This is a genomic window from Pseudoxanthomonas sp. JC1303 (assembly GCF_058448525.1).
Window position 1 is genome coordinate 1233153 of sequence record NZ_CP185958.1, and the last position, 14740, is coordinate 1247892.

A 14740-nucleotide genomic window follows, 5' to 3' on the forward strand; every position below is an offset into this window, starting at 1 on the left:
GGTGGCGGCGCCCATGACGGGCGCCGCGGTGATGCGATGACGCGTAAAGCGGACTTTCCGAAGTGGTGGCGCGATCGATCAGGCCGGCGTGGGCAGGCGGTCCGGATCCTCGATCAGCTTGCCGTCCAGGGCGGCCTTGAGCTTGTCGCGATCCAGCGCGTTCTCCCAGCGCGAGACCACGATGGTGGCGACCGCATTACCGGTGAAGTTGGTCAGCGAGCGGCACTCGGACATGAAGCGGTCCACGCCCAGGATCAGGGCCATGCCGGCCACCGGCACTTCCGGCACCACCGCCAGGGTGGCGGCCAGGGTGATGAAGCCCGCGCCGGTCACACCAGCCGCGCCCTTGGAGCTGAGCATCGCCACCAGCAGCAGGGTGATCTGGTGACCCAGGGTCAGTTCGGTGTTGGTGGCCTGGGCGATGAACAGCGCCGCCAGGGTCATGTAGATGTTGGTGCCGTCCAGATTGAACGAGTAGCCGGTCGGCACGACCAGGCCCACCACCGACTTCTCGCAGCCGGCCTGTTCCATCTTCTCCATCAGCGAGGGCAACGCCGACTCGGACGAGGAGGTGCCCAGCACCAGCAGCAGCTCGGCCTTGAGGTACAGGATCAGCTTGACGATGGAGAAGCCGCACAGGCGCGCGACGATTCCCAGGATCACCAGCACGAACAGCAGCGCGGTGATGTAGAAGCTGCCCACCAGCCAGGCCAGGTTGGCCAGCACCCCCAGGCCGTACTTGCCGATGGTGAAGGCGATCGCACCGAAGGCACCGATCGGGGCGGCCTTCATCAGGATGTGGACCAGGCGGAACACCGGCGTGGTCAGCGCGTTGAGGAAGTCCACCACCGGGCGGCCGCGCTCGCCGGTCATCGCCAGGGCGATGCCGAACAGCACCGCCACGAACAGCACCTGCAGGATGTTGTCACCCACAAACGGGCTGATCAGCGTCTTGGGAATGATCTCCAGCAGGAAGCCGGTGACCGTCATGTCGTGGGTGGCACTGACGTACTGGTCGATCTTGCTGTGGTCCAGGTCGGCCGGATTGACGTTCATCCCGGCGCCGGGCTGGACCACGTGCGCCACGATCATGCCGACGATCAGCGCCAGGGTGGAGAAGAACAGGAAGTACACCATCGCCTTGCCGAACACCCGGCCCACGCTCTTGAGGTGGGTCATGCCGGCGATGCCGGTGACGATGGTGAGGAAGATCACCGGGCCGATGATCATCTTGACCAGCTTGACGAAGGCATCGCCCAACGGCTTGAGCGACTCACCCAGCTGCGGGTCGAAATAGCCGACCAGCACGCCGATGACGATGGCCACCACCACCTGGAAATACAGGTGACGGTAGAACGGAAGCGGTTTGGTGGGCGCGACGCCCGAGCTGGGGATGTGCATGTGACGAAGGGCTCCCTGGTGATCTGGACACGGGGCGGCCGGGCGGCCCTTCCCCATGGGACGGGCGCCTTTGTAGCCCGCGCCCCGGTCAGCGCCGATAGCACATTGGTACTAAGGTGCCCCGCGCCAGGCCGGCCGACACCGCGCAAAGGCCCGTCCCGCCTGCGTTTGCGCCGCCCGCAGGCAGGCTGCGGGTGCACCGGCCGCGGTCTCGGCCCGGCCGCGCGCCTGTGCGACCATGCCGCGCCATGTCCCCCTGCCGCGCCCCCGCATGTCCCCGCGCCTGATCCGCATCGCCGGCCGGTCGCTGCTGGTCGCGGCGATCGCCACCACCGCGGTGGCCGGCGGCCTGATCGCGCGCAACGCCACCCTGGCCAGCGAGCAACGCGCGCTGGAGGACCAACTGCACCTGCGCGCCCAATCCCTGCAACGCCTGGTCGAGCGCTACCGCGTGCTGCCGACGGTGCTGGCGCTGGACCCGGAGCTGCGGCGTGCGCTGCAGGCCCCGCCGGACGCCATCGACGTGGCGGCCCTCAACCACAAGCTGGTGGTGGCCAATGGCGCCACCCATGTCTCCACCCTGACCCTGCTCGACCACACCGGGCATGCCATCGCCGCCAGCAACTGGGACGAGCCGGCCAGCAACGTCGGCCAGAACTATGGCTTTCGGCCGTACTTCCGCAATGCCATGCGCGATGGGTCGGCGACCTTCTACGCCATCGGCGTGACCACCAACGTCGCCGGCTACTTCATTTCCGAGGCGGTGCACGACGCGCAAGGCCGGCGCCTGGGCGTGGTGGTGGTCAAGATCACCCTGGATGCGCTGCGCAGCGAATGGCACGACAGCCGTGATCTGCTGCTGCTCAGCGACGTGCACGACATCGTGTTCCTCTCCAGCCAGGCCAAGTGGGAATACAGCGAACTGCGCCCGCTGACCGCGCGCGACGAACAGGACCTGCGCGCCACCCGCCAGTACGCCGGCCAGCGCCTGCACCTGGCCCAGCTGGAGCCAGTGGACACCGTGGCCACCGGCGACCAGCGCGTGCGCCTGCGCGAACCCGCGGCCCAGGGCCTGTGGCTGTGGAAGTCGCTGCCACTCAGCGAGCCGCACTGGACCCTGCATGCGCTGCGCCGCGACCGCAGCACCGCGGTGGGCTGGACGGCGGCGATCGTGGTGGTGGCCTCCTGGCTGCCGCTGATCCTGCTGGGGTTGTTTGTGCGCCAGCGCATGCGCCTGTCCGAACATCGCCGGCGCAGCCGCGAGGAGCTCGAGCGCATGGTCGCCCACCATGCCGAGGCGCTGCGCTCGGCGCAGGATGGCCTGGTCGACGCCGCGCGTGCCGCGGCTTCGGGCCAGTCCAGCCTGGAGCACCTGCCGCAAGGCGTGAGCGTGGTCGACGCGCAGCTGCGCCTGATTGCCTGGAACAGCCGCTACCAAGAGATGTTCCAGTTCCCCAACGAGCTGATGCAGGTCGGTCGCCCGATCGAGGACTTCTTCCGCCACAACGCGCGCAAGGGCTGGCTCGGCCCGGGCCAGGTAGAGGAAGCGATCCAGCGCCGCCTGGACCACCTGCGCAGCGGCGGGGCGCACATGCACGAGCGCGAACTGCCCAACGGCACGGTGCTGGAGATCCGCGGCAATCCGATGCCCGACGGCGGCTTTGTCACCAGCTTCGCCGACATCACCACCTACGTGGCCGCCGCGCGCGACCTGCGCACCCTGGCCAGTTCGCTGGAGCGCCGGGTGGAGGTCAGCACCGCCGATCTGCGCGCGGCCACCGCGCGCGCGGAAAACGCCAACCGCTACAAGGCCCGCTTCGTCGCCGCGGCCGTGCATGACCTGCTGCAGCCGCTCAACGCGGCGCGGATGTTCCTGGGTGTGCTGCGCACGCGCCTGGGCGGCACCGAGGAGGCCGACCTGTTGCAACGCGCCGAAACCGCGCTGGGCGCCCAGGACGACCTGCTGGCCAGCATGCTGGAAGTCTCGCGCCTGGAAGCCGGCGTGCTGCAGCCGCGGATCGAGGACATGGACCTGGGCGCCTTGCTGGCCGAACTTGCTGCGCAGTTCGGCATCCTCGCCCAGGCGCAGGGCCTGGCCCTGCACGCGGTGAGCACCCGCGCGATCGTGCGTAGCGATGCCGGCCTGCTGCGTCGGGTGCTGCAGAACTTCCTGTCCAACGCCCTGCACAACACGCCGCGCGGACGGGTGCTGCTGGGCTGCCGGCGCGAGCCCGGGCGCGTGCGCGTGGAGGTCTGGGACACCGGCGTGGGCATCCCGGAGAACAAGCGCGCGGCGATCTTCGAGGAGTTCTCGCGCCTGGACAACGGCCTGCGCCACGATCGCCGCAGCGCGGGCCTGGGCCTGTCGATCGTCGAGCGCACCGCGCGATTGCTGGAGCACCCGCTGTCGCTGCGTTCCTGGCCCGGACGCGGCAGCGTGTTCGCCATCAGCGTGCCGCTGGCCACCGATGCGCCGCCTGCGCGCAATGCCGTCACTGCGGTGCCCGCCGCGCCTGCCGCCGCGTTACCGCTGCAGGGCGCGCGCGTGTGGTGCCTCAATCACGATGTCGAAACCGGCACCGCGCTGGCAACACTACTGCGCAGCTGGGGCTGCGAGGTCGCCAGCGATGGCGCGGACGACACCCTGGAGGCCTTAGCGCGCGAGCAGGCCCTGCCCGACCTGGTGCTGATGGACCTGCGCTGGCGTGGCGGCGACGGCCCGGCTGTCCTGATGCGTCTGGCGCCAGAGGACGCGCCGCCGCTGGTACTGATCGGTGCACCCGGTGAACGCGGCCAGGCGCTGGAACACGGCTATGGCTTCCTCGCGCGCCCGGTCACGCCGGCCGCGTTGCGTGCGGTCGTGACCCAGCGGCTGATGGCCACAGGGCGACTGCGCTGAGGCGTCAGCACATTGCATTCGGGGGAGCCGCCAGGGCGGCGCGATGAAGCATTCTCGGGAAAGCCTGTCGCCGCCATGGCGACTTCCACGAAGAAGCGCTTAAAGCGGATCTTCGTCCGGCGCGGGCACGTCATCCAGTTCCAGCGAACGCACCATCACCGCGGCCTGGGTACGCGAGCGGCAGTTGAGCTTGGACAGCACCGCGCCGACGTGGATCTTCACCGTGTTCTCGGCCAGGCCCATCGCCGCGGCGATCTGCTTGTTGAGCAGGCCCTCGGCCAGCAGCATCAGCACCCGGAACTGCTGCGGGGTCAGTTGGGCCAGGCGCGCGGCCAGCTGGGCGTCGGATTCGGAGCGCTCGGCGGTCAGTGGCGGGAACCACGTGCCGCCATCGAGCACCGTGGCCACCGCCTCGCCGATGGCATCGACCTGCGAGGATTTGGGGATGAATCCGGCCGCGCCGAACTGCTGGGCACGCCGGATCACGCGCGAATCGTCGTTGGAGGAGATCACCACGACCGGCAGGTCGGGACGCTCGCCGCGCAACAGGGCCAGGGCCGACAGGCCACGCGCGCCGGGCATCGCCAGGTCCAGCAGGACCAGGGCGACCTCCGGGTGTTCGTCCAGGGCCACGCCCAGGGTCGAGACGCTGGAGGCTTCCACCGTGACCACGCCCGGAAAACGGGTCACCAGCGCATGCAGGACGGCGGCACGGAACAGCGGATGGTCGTCGGCGACCAGCAAGGTGGGAGGCATCATGGCGACAGTCTAGGGCGTGCCATCCAGCCCCGCATGTCGGGCGCGACGACGCCGCGCGGCGCTTGACGTGATCCAGACCACGCTTTTCGGCCGCGCTAAGACCCCGTTAAAGCGGCACCCGGCAGCGTCCGGCCGGGTGGCGAATTTTTCGCCACGCGCAAGCGTGCCAGGGCTTGCCAGCCAATCCTCCGGGGCGTGTCGCGCCTTGTAAAAAAGCTGTAAAACCAAACGCTTGGATGTCTCGATGCCGACATCCACGTGTCACTCAATGTTCATGTAAAAGTTGTAAGTGCGCGCATTTGGCGCCTATCGTCCACTTTCCCCCGTCCAAGAAACCTGGACTTCGATGCACCCACTCGTCCTGGTCGCCGCCCTGCTGTCGATGATCGCCCTGCTGCTAGTGTCCGGCCGGCTGGCCTGGGTCAAGGCGGCCGTGCTGAGCGTGCTGGGCCTGGCCCTGTCCAGCTGGTGGTTCATCGACCGGCTCAGCGGGGACGGGCTCAACGCCGCCACGCTCTATCACCTCAAGGCCGGGATGGAAGGCGCCGGCGTGGCGGACTTCTCTGGTGATATCGCCGTCTACGTGGGCCTGCTCCTGCTGTCCCTGCTGCCACTGGCGCTGGTGCGCGTGCGCCGGTTCCGCCGTCCAGGGCATGGGCTGAGCGTGCTGGGTGGCTTCATGGCCGCTGCCGTGGTGGCGGTGATCGCCAGTCCGCTCTACCACGACGGCAAGCGCCTGTACCGGCTGTCCCAGCCGGTGGACGGCAGCGTGGTCGCCGGGGAATACCGCACACCGCGCGGCACGCTGGGCAATCGCCGCAACATCGTGTGGATCTACGGCGAGAGCCTGGAGCGGACCTACTTCGACCAGAAGACCTTCCCCGGCCTGATGCCCCACCTGCGCAAGCTGGCCAGCGAGGGCCTGGACTTCCGTCATGTCACCTCGGCCGATGGCGGCGGCTGGACCATCGCCGGCATGGTGTCCTCGCAGTGCGGCGTGCCGCTGACCGCCGCGCCGGGCGATGAGAACAGTTACGGGCGCATGGGCAGCTTTCTGCCCGAGGCTCAGTGCCTGGGCGATTACTTACGCACCCAGGGCTATCGCAACGATTTCGTCGGTGGCGCCGATGGCGCGTTCGCCGGGAAGGCCAGCTTCCTGACCAGCCACGGCTTCGACGACGTGCGCGACCTGGCCTGGTTCAAGCAGCGCAAGATCGATCCCTCGCACTTCTCGGCGTGGGGCGTGCATGACGATGTAATGCTCGACCAGGTGTGGGACCAGTTCCAGACCCTGGCCCGCGGCGACCAGCCCTTCCTGCTGACCGCGCTGACCATGGATACCCACCACCCGGCCGGGCACCTGCCGGTGTCCTGCCAGGGGCAGCATTACCGCGGCGGCGACTTCGGCCAGATCGGCATGCTCGATGCGCTGCACTGCTCGGACCGGCTGATCTCCGAGCTGGTCGACAAGATCCGCAGCAGCCCGTGGGGCGATAACACCGTGATCGTGGTGTCCTCCGACCACCTGGCCATGCCTAACGACCTGACCGATACCCTGGCCAAGATGCAGCGGGAGAACCTACTGCTGATGCTCGGCAAGGGCATCGCGCCGCGCCAGGTGGATGTGGCCAGCGCCAGCACCCTGGACACCGGCGCCACCCTGCTGTCGCTGCTGGATCCGTCGATGGCCTCGATCGGCTTCGGCCGCTCGCTGCTGGACGCGGCCAGGCATGCGCAGGGGGCCAGTGCGGCCTACGCGCGCGACGAAGGCCGCGACTATCCGCGCTACCTGGCCTATGCCCGCGAGCTGTGGACCGGACACGAGACCCGCACGCTGCGCGTGCATGACGATCGCATCGTGGTCGGCGTGCAGGAAGTCCGCCCGCCGGTGCTACTGGACTACGACGCGCAGTGGAACCTCAAGAACATCACCCTGGAGGACACCCCGCGCCGCTTCCGCAAGTCCAGCCCGGAGAACACGCTGGCCTACGTTGACCGGTGCACGGCCTTCGACAACGATTCACCCGACAGCGGCTGGTGCGCGCTGCTGGTCAACAACGCCCGCGACGCGCGCCTGTACCGCAGCAGCGAACTGGCCCACGGTGTCCGCGTGGATGCGCCGCTGCAACGCCTGGCCGGCACGCGCCTGGCGCCGCGCCAGCCGGTGATGGTCGGCTCGGCCCTGCGCCAGACCGCGCCGGGCAGCTACCAGATCACGTTGAGCACCTCGCATCGCCCCAACCATGCGTTCTGGATCGAGGCGATGGACAGCGAGGGCAAGGTGCTGGCCCAGCACTGGGCGCTGCCCGATCCGACCGGCAAGATCGAGATGCAGCTGGACCTGGACAAGGAAGTGGACGACATGCAGATCCGCGCGTGGCTGGGTTCGCCCGACGACATCAGCGTGGACGACGACGTGGCACTGGTGAAGGCACGCCACCCGAACGGCCGTTCGTAACGCGACGCTACGGTGTGGCCGCCCGCGGCTGCACGATGGTGCGCCAGTTCTCCAGGAACTGCCGCCGCTTGAGCGTATCCAGGTAGACCAGCAGGCCTGGCCCCAGCACGATCGGACGCATGGTGCGCGCGGGCGTTCCGGTCACGTTGGCCGGCAGCACCGGTCCCAGGCGCGCCTGCTCGGTCAGCACGCGCTGGCCGCGCGGCGACAGCAGGTAATCGAGGAACTGCCGCGCTTGGGCCGGATGCATCGCCGTGCGCGAAATCACCGCAGTGCGCAGCGCGACCAGCGTGTAGTCCTCGGGCTGGACGATGGCCAGCGGCGCGCCCGCATCGATGCGCGCCTTCGCGTACGACCCCAGCACGTTGTAGGCCAGCACCAGATTGCCGCTTGCCACGCGATCCAGCAGCACGCCGGTGCGCTCCTCCAACTGCACCGCATTGCGGCCCAGTTCCGCCAGCAGCGCCGTCGACACGCTGCCGACCTGCGCATCCTGGGTCGCGAACAGATAGCCAGTGCCGCTGCGTTCCACGTCGTAGGTGCCCACGCGCCCGCGCAGCGGACCGGCCGGGTCGCGCAGCAGGTCCAGCAGCTGGCGGCGCGTGTGCGGCGCCTTGGTGGCGGGCAGCAGGCGCGTGTTGTAGACGATGGCGACTGGCTCGGTGCTGATGGCGAACACCTCGTGGCGCCACTGCGCCCAGTCCGGCAGCGCATCGGTCTGCGGCGAGCGATGCGCCAGCGCGTAGCCGTCGTTGGCCAGCTTGGTCTGCAGATCCATGCTGGCGCTGATCATGATGTCCGGCCGCCGTGCCGCGTAGGGATCCTTGAGATAGCGCGCGGCGATGTCCCAGGCGATCACGTCCTCGTACACCACTTCGGTGTCCGGATGCAGGCGCTGGTAATCGGCGATCACCGTGGCGAAGACCTCCAGGTCGGTCGAGCCCTGCACGCGCAGCTGCGCGGCGGCGTTGCCCGAGGGCGCGGGAAAGCGCCGCACGTCGCCCGGATCGGCCAGCGCGGCCTGCGGCAGGCACAGCACCAGCAAGGCGATCAATACACGCATGCACGACATCAGGCGATCCTCGGAAACCACAGCGTCACCACCAGGCCGCCCTCGGGCCGGTTGCTCAGGTCGATGCGCGCGCCGTGACTGTCGGCCACCCGCTTGACGATGGCCAGCCCCAGCCCGGCGCCGCCGGGCACCGCATGCTGGCCGCGGGCAAACCGTTCGAACACGGTATTCGCCTCGGCCGCCGGGATGCCTGGGCCGTGATCGGCGATGGTCAGGATGCAGTGGGTGGCATCGACGTTGAGCGTCACTTGCAGCGGGCCTTCGGCGCCGCCGTGCTTGAGCGCGTTGTCGATCAGGTTCTTGATCGCCTCGCGCAACAGCAGCGGATCGCCGCGTACCTGGGCCGGCGTCGGGTCGATCGCCCGCTGCACGTGCGGCTGCGCGCCGACGGCGGGCAAGGCATCGTGCAGCGCGTGATGCACCACCTCGGCCAGGTCGCAGCGTTCAAAGTCCTGCAGGTTGGCCCGGTGCAGCACGCTGGCATCACTGAGCAGCTGGTTGAGCAGGCGGCTCATGTGGGTGGCGTTGCGCTCCACCGCGACCAGGCTGCGCCGCATGTCGGCTGGATCGTCCTCGTCCAGGCCCAGCTGCGCCTGCGCGCGCAGCGCCGCCAGTGGCGTGCGCATCTGGTGCGCGGCCTCGGCCATGAACGCGCGCAGGTTCTCGTTACTGGCCTGCAGGCGCTGCATGAAGTGGTTGAGCGCGCCGACCATCTGCTGCATTTCCTGCGGCGCGCCGTCCGGCAGCGGACGCAGGTCGGCCGGCTCGCGCCGGGCCAGATCGCGTTCCAATCGCGCCAGCGGACGCAGCGCACGCTGCACGCCCAGCCACACCAGCAGCCCGCTGAGCACTGACAGCAGCGCCAGCGCGGCCAGCGCGCGCAGCACCAAATCGCTGGCCAGCGCATCGCGCGCGCGCCTGGTCTGACCGACCTCCACCAGCACCTGGGCCTGCGCCGAAGGTGTGGCGATGTGACGACCCACCACCACCCAGCGCACCGGCTCGCCGCTGTAGCGTGCATCGAACAGTTCCGGCTTGCCTTCCTGCGGCATGCGCCGCGCCATTGGCAGGTCGTCATAGCCGGTGATGGTGCGGCCCTGCCCGTCCAGCACGCGATAAAAAACGCGGTCCTCCGGTGCCATCGACAGCAGATCCAGCGCCGCATACGGCAGGTCCACCTGCCATTGCCCGTCGGCCAGCGCCACGCTGTCCAGGATCGACAGCGCCGAGGACACCAGCAGGTGATCATAGGATTGGTTGGCCGCACGATTGCCGTAGGCGCGCGCAGCGAAGAATAGCCCGGTGATCGCCAGCACCGACAGCGTGCCCAGATACAGCAGCAGCGTGCGGCGCAGCGAAGGCGCGGTCGACGGCGCGGCGCTCATGGCGTGGCGGTTTCGGCCTTGTAGCCGACGCCGCGCACCGTGATGATGCGCAGCGGCGCTGCATCGCCCAGCTTCTTGCGCAGCCGGCCGATGTACAGCTCGATCGCATTGGGCCCGGCTTCGTCGTCGAAGCCGAACAGGCCCTTGGCGATCTCGTCCTTGCTCACCACCTGGTCCAGCCGGCCCAGCAGGATCTCCAGCAGGCGGAATTCTCGGTTGGGCAGCTCCAGCGCCACGCCGTCGACCTGCACCGTATGCGCGGCGCTGTCGAACACCAGCCCGCCGACCTGCACCGCGGCGGTGGCCTGGCCGCGGCTGCGGCGCAGCAGCACGCGGCAGCGCGCCTCGAATTCGCGGAAGTCGAACGGCTTGGCCAGGTAATCGTCGGCACCGACATCCAGCGCGTTGACGCGGTCCTCGATGCCATCGCGCGCGGTCAGCATCAGCACCGGCGTGGCGTCACCGCGTTCGCGCAGGTCGCCCAGCAGCGACAACCCATCCAGGCGCGGCAGACCGATGTCCAGCACCACCAGGTCGAAGCTCTGGTAGCGCAGCACGCTGGCCGCGCCCACCCCGTCGTGCTGCCAGTCGACCGCATGCCCACTGCGGCGCATACGCCGCACGATGGCATCGGCCAGGTCCACGTTGTCTTCCACCAGCAAAATGCGCATGGGACTCGTCGCGGGCAGCGTAAGGCGCTGCAGCATTCCAGTTGGGCGCCGCCGCGTCCATCCCGGAGGCGGATGTGCGCAGCGACATGTCGATGACCGCGTCGCCACCGCTACGCGGATCGGGCGATCTCCAGCACGGCCTTGCCGACCTGGCGCCGCGCCTCCAGGGCCTCGTGCGCAGCCTCGAAGTTGTCCAGGGTGTAGCGCCCGACGATTTCGATCTGCAGCGCGCCTTCGCGCATCGCGGCGAAGATCTCGTCCGCGCGGCGCTGGATCGCGACCGGGTCGGCCAGATGATCAGCCAGCCGCGGCCGGGTCAGGAACAGCGATCCCGCCTCGCCCAGCTCGTACGGATCCAGGTCATCCAGCGAACCGGCGACCGCGCCGTAGTTCACCACCAGCCCGCGCGTGCGCGTGGCGCGGAAGCTCTCGCGCAGCGTGGGCCTACCGACCGCGTCGAACACCACGTCCACGCCGACGCCCTCGGTCAGCGCGCGGATGCGATCGGCAAAACCGCCGTGGTCGTACGCCAGCACGTGGTCGGCGCCATGCTGGCGCGCGACCCGCGCCTTGTCCGGCGTGCTGGTGGTGGCGAACACGGTCACGCCGCGCCGCTTGGCCATCTGCACCAGCAGCTGGCCGATGCCGCCGGACGCCGCGTGGATCAGGCACGTGTCACCAGCCTTGAGGCGCGCGACGTCATCGAGCAGGTAATGCGCGGTCGAGCCCTGGAAAATCGCCGCGGCGGCCAGGTCGAAGCCGATGTCGTCGGGAATCCGGACCAGCTTCGCCGCCGGCACCACCGCGTACTCGGCATACGCGCCCCAGACGATGCACCAGGCGACGCGGTCGCCGGGCGCGAACCGCGTGACATCGTGTCCGACCGCGACCACCTCGCCGGCGCCCTCCATGCCCAACGTCAGCGGGATGCGTACCGGATACGAGCGCGAATCGCGGTACTTGCCCTGGCGCGTGTGCACGTCCATGAAGTTGATGCCGGCGCAGGCCACGCGCACCAGTACCTCATCGGCCTTGGGCGTGGGCACGTCGCATTCGACGCGTTGGATGACCTCCGGCCCGCCGTATTGCTCAATCCGGATTGCTCGCATGAGTGTCCCGCTCCCCGAGGTGCGCCGCGATGGACGCAAGCCCATCGTGAGACAAGGCCCGGGTGCAGTCCGGCGCATCACGCATTCGGGATCGAAACAGAAAGCTTGCTGCCATCGTCGATCCGTCCCGCATGCCGGCGCCCTCCCAGGTGCACGCGATCCGCGGATCGCGCTGTGCATGTCGCGCGAGGCTAGCGGCCGCTTCCTGTCGTGCACCTGTCATCGCGCGGCGCTTGCGACCAAGGTCTAACCCCATGATTTCACCGGGAAAATGCCGCGCTGCAGCGACAGGCCGATGACAGCTTCGCGCCCCTAAGGTCGCCACCACGGTCCGCACCACGCTTCCCGCACGGCACGGACACACCAGCACCTGGGAGGGTCTGTGCCAGTACCGAACACCACCATCCGCCGTCTCGCCGCCTGCCTGTCGCTGTGCCTGGCGGTGCCTGCCTTCGCGGCAGAAGGCGACGACGATGCCCCGGTCACCGCCGCACTCGGCGGCCGCATCCACTGGGACTTCGCCACGTTCGACAACGACGATCGCGGCACGCCGAACCAGGACGATACCCAGTTCCGCCGCGTGTGGCTGGATGTCTCGGGCAAGTTCTACGGCTTGGAATACAAGGCCGAGGTCGACCTGGCCGGTCTGCAGGACGAACCGGGCAGCGCCGGCATCGTGGCGCGCGATGTGTTCATCGCCAAGAAATTCTCCGCCGGCACGCTGACGGTCGGCCAGTTCAAGCAGTACTTCAGCCTGGACGATCGCACCGGCTCCAACTACGGCGCGTTCCTGGAGCGCGGCATGGGCGCCAGCACACTGGCGCCCATCTACCGAAAGGCGGTGTCGTGGCAGGCCACGCTGCCGCACGGCACCTGGGCAGCCAGCGCCTACAGCCTGGAGAGCATCGACAACAGTGCCACCAAGGGTGCGGCGGTCGGCGGCCGCGCGACGTGGCTGCCGCTGGATGCCGGCACCACGCTGCGGCACGTCGGCCTGTCGCTGGCGCACGAGGCCTACGCCCATCCCGGCACGCGCGATGCGGCCGCGCTGGTGCTACGCCCGCGTCCGGCCAACGACCTGGCCGAGAACAGCCGCCTGACGCTGGCGCGCTTCGATGCCGGGCGCGATACCGACGTGGACAAGTGGTCGCTGGAATACGCCGAAGTGCACGGCCCGGTGTCGTGGCAGGGCGAATACAGCGGCGCGGTGCTGGACGATGGCGCGCAGCGCGCCGACATCCAGGCGGCCTACGGCTTGGTCAGCTGGTTCGTCACCGGTGAGTCGCGCGGCTACGATCGCAAGACAGGGCGCTTCTCGCGCATCAGGGGCCTGCGCAACAAGACCGGCGCGTTCGAGCTGGCACTGCGTTACGACCGCATGTGGGGCCAGCAGCGGCCCGATGGCCTGCCCGACACGATCGACGCTTCGATGGAAGCGGTGACGTTGGGCGCCAACTGGTACCTCAAGCCGAATCTGCGGCTGATGTTCGACCTGATCGACAGCCGCAATCGCGATCACCGCACCGCCACCACGCTGGACCACACCCGCGCGCTCACCGGCCGCTTCCAGTACGACTTCTAACCCACCTGCGCCGCGCGCATGCGGCGCCTCACGCAAGACGAGGAAACATCGATGCTGACCGCGCTGGGCTTCGGAATGGTCATCACCTTCATGTACCTGATCATGTCCAAGCGGCTCTCACCGCTGGTGGCACTGGTCACGGTGCCCATCGTGTTCGCGCTGATCGGCGGCTTCGGCGGTGGCATCAACGAGATGATGCTGGAAGGCATCAAGAAGATCGCGCCGACCGGCGTGATGCTGATGTTCGCGATCCTCTACTTCGGCGTGATGATCGACGCGGGCCTGTTCGACCCGCTGGTCGGTCGCATCCTGCGCGTGGTCAAGGGCGATCCGCTGAAGATCGTCATGGGCACGGCGGTGCTGGCGATGCTGATCTCGCTGGATGGCGACGGCTCGACCACCTACATGATCACCGCCTCGGCAATGCTGCCGCTGTATCGCCGTCTCGGCATGAACGCCCTGGCGATGACCTGCCTGACCATGCTCGCCAGCGGCGTGATGAACCTGACCCCATGGGGCGGCCCGACCGCGCGCGCGGCCACCGCGCTGCACGTGGACCCGGCCGACGTGTTCGTGCCGATGGTGCCATCGATGGTCATCGCCCTGCTCGGCATCCTGGCGCTGGCGTGGTGGCTGGGCATGCAGGAGCGCCGTCGGCTGGGGGTGGTCAAGCTGCCGGCCGGCCAGGACTGGATGGATGCCTCGGTCGCCGAGGACGGCAGCGATGCGTTGCCCACGGTCCAGGACGTCGAGCACATCAAGCGACCCAAGCTGCTGTGGGTGAACTTCGCCCTGACCTGTGTGCTGATGGCCGCGCTGGTGATCGGCGTGCTGCCGATGCCGGTGTTGTTCATGATCGGCTTCGCCATCGCACTGGTGATCAATTATCCAGACCTGGCCGAGCAGCGCCGCCGCCTGGTCAACCACGCCGGCAACGTGCTGTCGGTGGTGTCGCTGATCTTCGCCGCCGGCATCTTCACCGGCATCCTGTCCAACACCGGCATGGTCGAGGCGATGTCGCGCAGCTTCCTGGCGATCATCCCCGACGCCTGCGGCCCGTACCTGGCGGTGATCACCGCGCTGGCCAGCATGCCATTCACCTTCTTCATGTCCAACGACGCCTTCTACTTCGGCGTGCTGCCAATCCTGTCGCAGGCGGCGGGCGAATACGGCATCAGCCCGGTGGAAATGGCGCGCGCCTCGCTGGCCGGGCAGCCGGTGCACCTGCTCAGCCCGCTGGTGCCCTCGACCTACCTATTGGTGGGCCTGGCCAAGGTGGATTTCGCCGACCACCAGAAGTTCACGCTCAAGTGGGCCCTGCTGGTCTCGCTGCTGCTGATGGCGGGCGGACTGCTGTTCTCGCTGTTCCCGCTGGCCGCGGGCTGACCCTCACTCTTCCAAGGA

10 protein-coding genes are annotated in these 14740 nt (G+C 68.8%); 4 read left to right on the plus strand and 6 right to left on the minus strand.

The window, feature by feature from the left end; genetic code table 11:
- Positions 1–78: 78 nt before the first annotated feature.
- Positions 79–1401: a dicarboxylate/amino acid:cation symporter gene (locus ACORQU_RS05495; protein WP_491643834.1), complete on the minus strand. Its 1323-nt coding sequence runs from the start codon at positions 1399–1401 to the stop codon at positions 79–81.
- A 271-nt stretch (positions 1402–1672) separates the two neighbouring features.
- Between ACORQU_RS05495 and ACORQU_RS05500 the strand changes: the two genes are divergently transcribed.
- Complete coding sequence (locus tag ACORQU_RS05500; RefSeq protein WP_491643835.1) at positions 1673–4300, plus strand: PAS-domain containing protein; 2628 nt, start codon at positions 1673–1675, stop codon at positions 4298–4300.
- A gap of 99 nt (positions 4301–4399) precedes the next feature.
- Here ACORQU_RS05500 and ACORQU_RS05505 read toward each other — a convergent pair whose 3' ends face one another.
- Positions 4400–5059, minus strand: coding sequence for a LuxR C-terminal-related transcriptional regulator (locus ACORQU_RS05505; protein WP_491643836.1), 660 nt, complete (start codon positions 5057–5059; stop codon positions 4400–4402).
- Positions 5060–5405: 346 nt separating this feature from the next.
- Between ACORQU_RS05505 and ACORQU_RS05510 the strand changes: the two genes are divergently transcribed.
- Positions 5406–7517 (plus strand): phosphoglycerol transferase I, encoded by a 2112-nt coding sequence (locus ACORQU_RS05510; RefSeq protein WP_491643837.1) that lies wholly within the window; start codon positions 5406–5408, stop codon positions 7515–7517.
- A 7-nt stretch (positions 7518–7524) separates the two neighbouring features.
- On the opposite strand, the gene ACORQU_RS05515 is transcribed toward ACORQU_RS05510, so the two are convergent.
- The 4 genes from ACORQU_RS05515 to ACORQU_RS05530 all read right to left on the minus strand — a co-directional run bounded on the left by ACORQU_RS05515 (position 7525) and on the right by ACORQU_RS05530 (position 11754).
- On the minus strand, positions 7525–8580 hold the full coding sequence (locus tag ACORQU_RS05515) for an ABC transporter substrate-binding protein (RefSeq protein ID WP_491644978.1): 1056 nt from the start codon (positions 8578–8580) through the stop codon (positions 7525–7527).
- Between the two features lie 8 nt (positions 8581–8588).
- Positions 8589–9974, minus strand: a complete 1386-nt coding sequence (locus ACORQU_RS05520) for a sensor histidine kinase (protein WP_491643838.1) — start codon at positions 9972–9974, stop codon at positions 8589–8591.
- Positions 9971–10645 (minus strand): response regulator, encoded by a 675-nt coding sequence (locus ACORQU_RS05525; protein ID WP_491643839.1) that lies wholly within the window; start codon positions 10643–10645, stop codon positions 9971–9973. Before ACORQU_RS05525 ends, ACORQU_RS05520 begins: the two co-directional genes overlap by 4 nt.
- Positions 10646–10755: 110 nt before the next feature.
- Positions 10756–11754, minus strand: coding sequence for a quinone oxidoreductase family protein (locus ACORQU_RS05530; protein ID WP_491643840.1), 999 nt, complete (start codon positions 11752–11754; stop codon positions 10756–10758).
- A 382-nt stretch (positions 11755–12136) separates the two neighbouring features.
- On the opposite strand from ACORQU_RS05530, the gene ACORQU_RS05535 reads away from it, so the two are divergent.
- Together ACORQU_RS05535 and ACORQU_RS05540 are read left to right on the plus strand one after the other, a co-directional pair.
- Positions 12137–13336, plus strand: a complete 1200-nt coding sequence (locus ACORQU_RS05535; RefSeq protein WP_491643841.1) for an OprO/OprP family phosphate-selective porin — start codon at positions 12137–12139, stop codon at positions 13334–13336.
- A gap of 51 nt (positions 13337–13387) precedes the next feature.
- A complete protein-coding gene (locus ACORQU_RS05540) occupies positions 13388–14722 on the plus strand; it encodes a CitMHS family transporter (RefSeq protein ID WP_491643842.1) in 1335 nt (444 codons plus the stop codon).
- Positions 14723–14740 lie beyond the last annotated feature (18 nt).

Bases quoted from the DNA above. Each gene is read 5' to 3' on its own strand.
- ACORQU_RS05530 (WP_491643840.1), bottom strand. From the start codon at position 11,754: ATGCGAGCAATCCGGATTGAGCAATACGGCGGGCCGGAGGTCATCCAA.
- ACORQU_RS05520 (WP_491643838.1), bottom strand. From the start codon at position 9,974: ATGAGCGCCGCGCCGTCGACCGCGCCTTCGCTGCGCCGCACGCTGCTG.
- ACORQU_RS05540 (WP_491643842.1), top strand. From the start codon at position 13,388: ATGCTGACCGCGCTGGGCTTCGGAATGGTCATCACCTTCATGTACCTG.
- ACORQU_RS05500 (WP_491643835.1), top strand. From the start codon at position 1,673: ATGTCCCCGCGCCTGATCCGCATCGCCGGCCGGTCGCTGCTGGTCGCG.
- ACORQU_RS05505 (WP_491643836.1), bottom strand. From the start codon at position 5,059: ATGATGCCTCCCACCTTGCTGGTCGCCGACGACCATCCGCTGTTCCGT.
- ACORQU_RS05495 (WP_491643834.1), bottom strand. From the start codon at position 1,401: ATGCACATCCCCAGCTCGGGCGTCGCGCCCACCAAACCGCTTCCGTTC.
- ACORQU_RS05515 (WP_491644978.1), bottom strand. From the start codon at position 8,580: ATGCGTGTATTGATCGCCTTGCTGGTGCTGTGCCTGCCGCAGGCCGCG.
- ACORQU_RS05510 (WP_491643837.1), top strand. From the start codon at position 5,406: ATGCACCCACTCGTCCTGGTCGCCGCCCTGCTGTCGATGATCGCCCTG.
- ACORQU_RS05525 (WP_491643839.1), bottom strand. From the start codon at position 10,645: ATGCGCATTTTGCTGGTGGAAGACAACGTGGACCTGGCCGATGCCATC.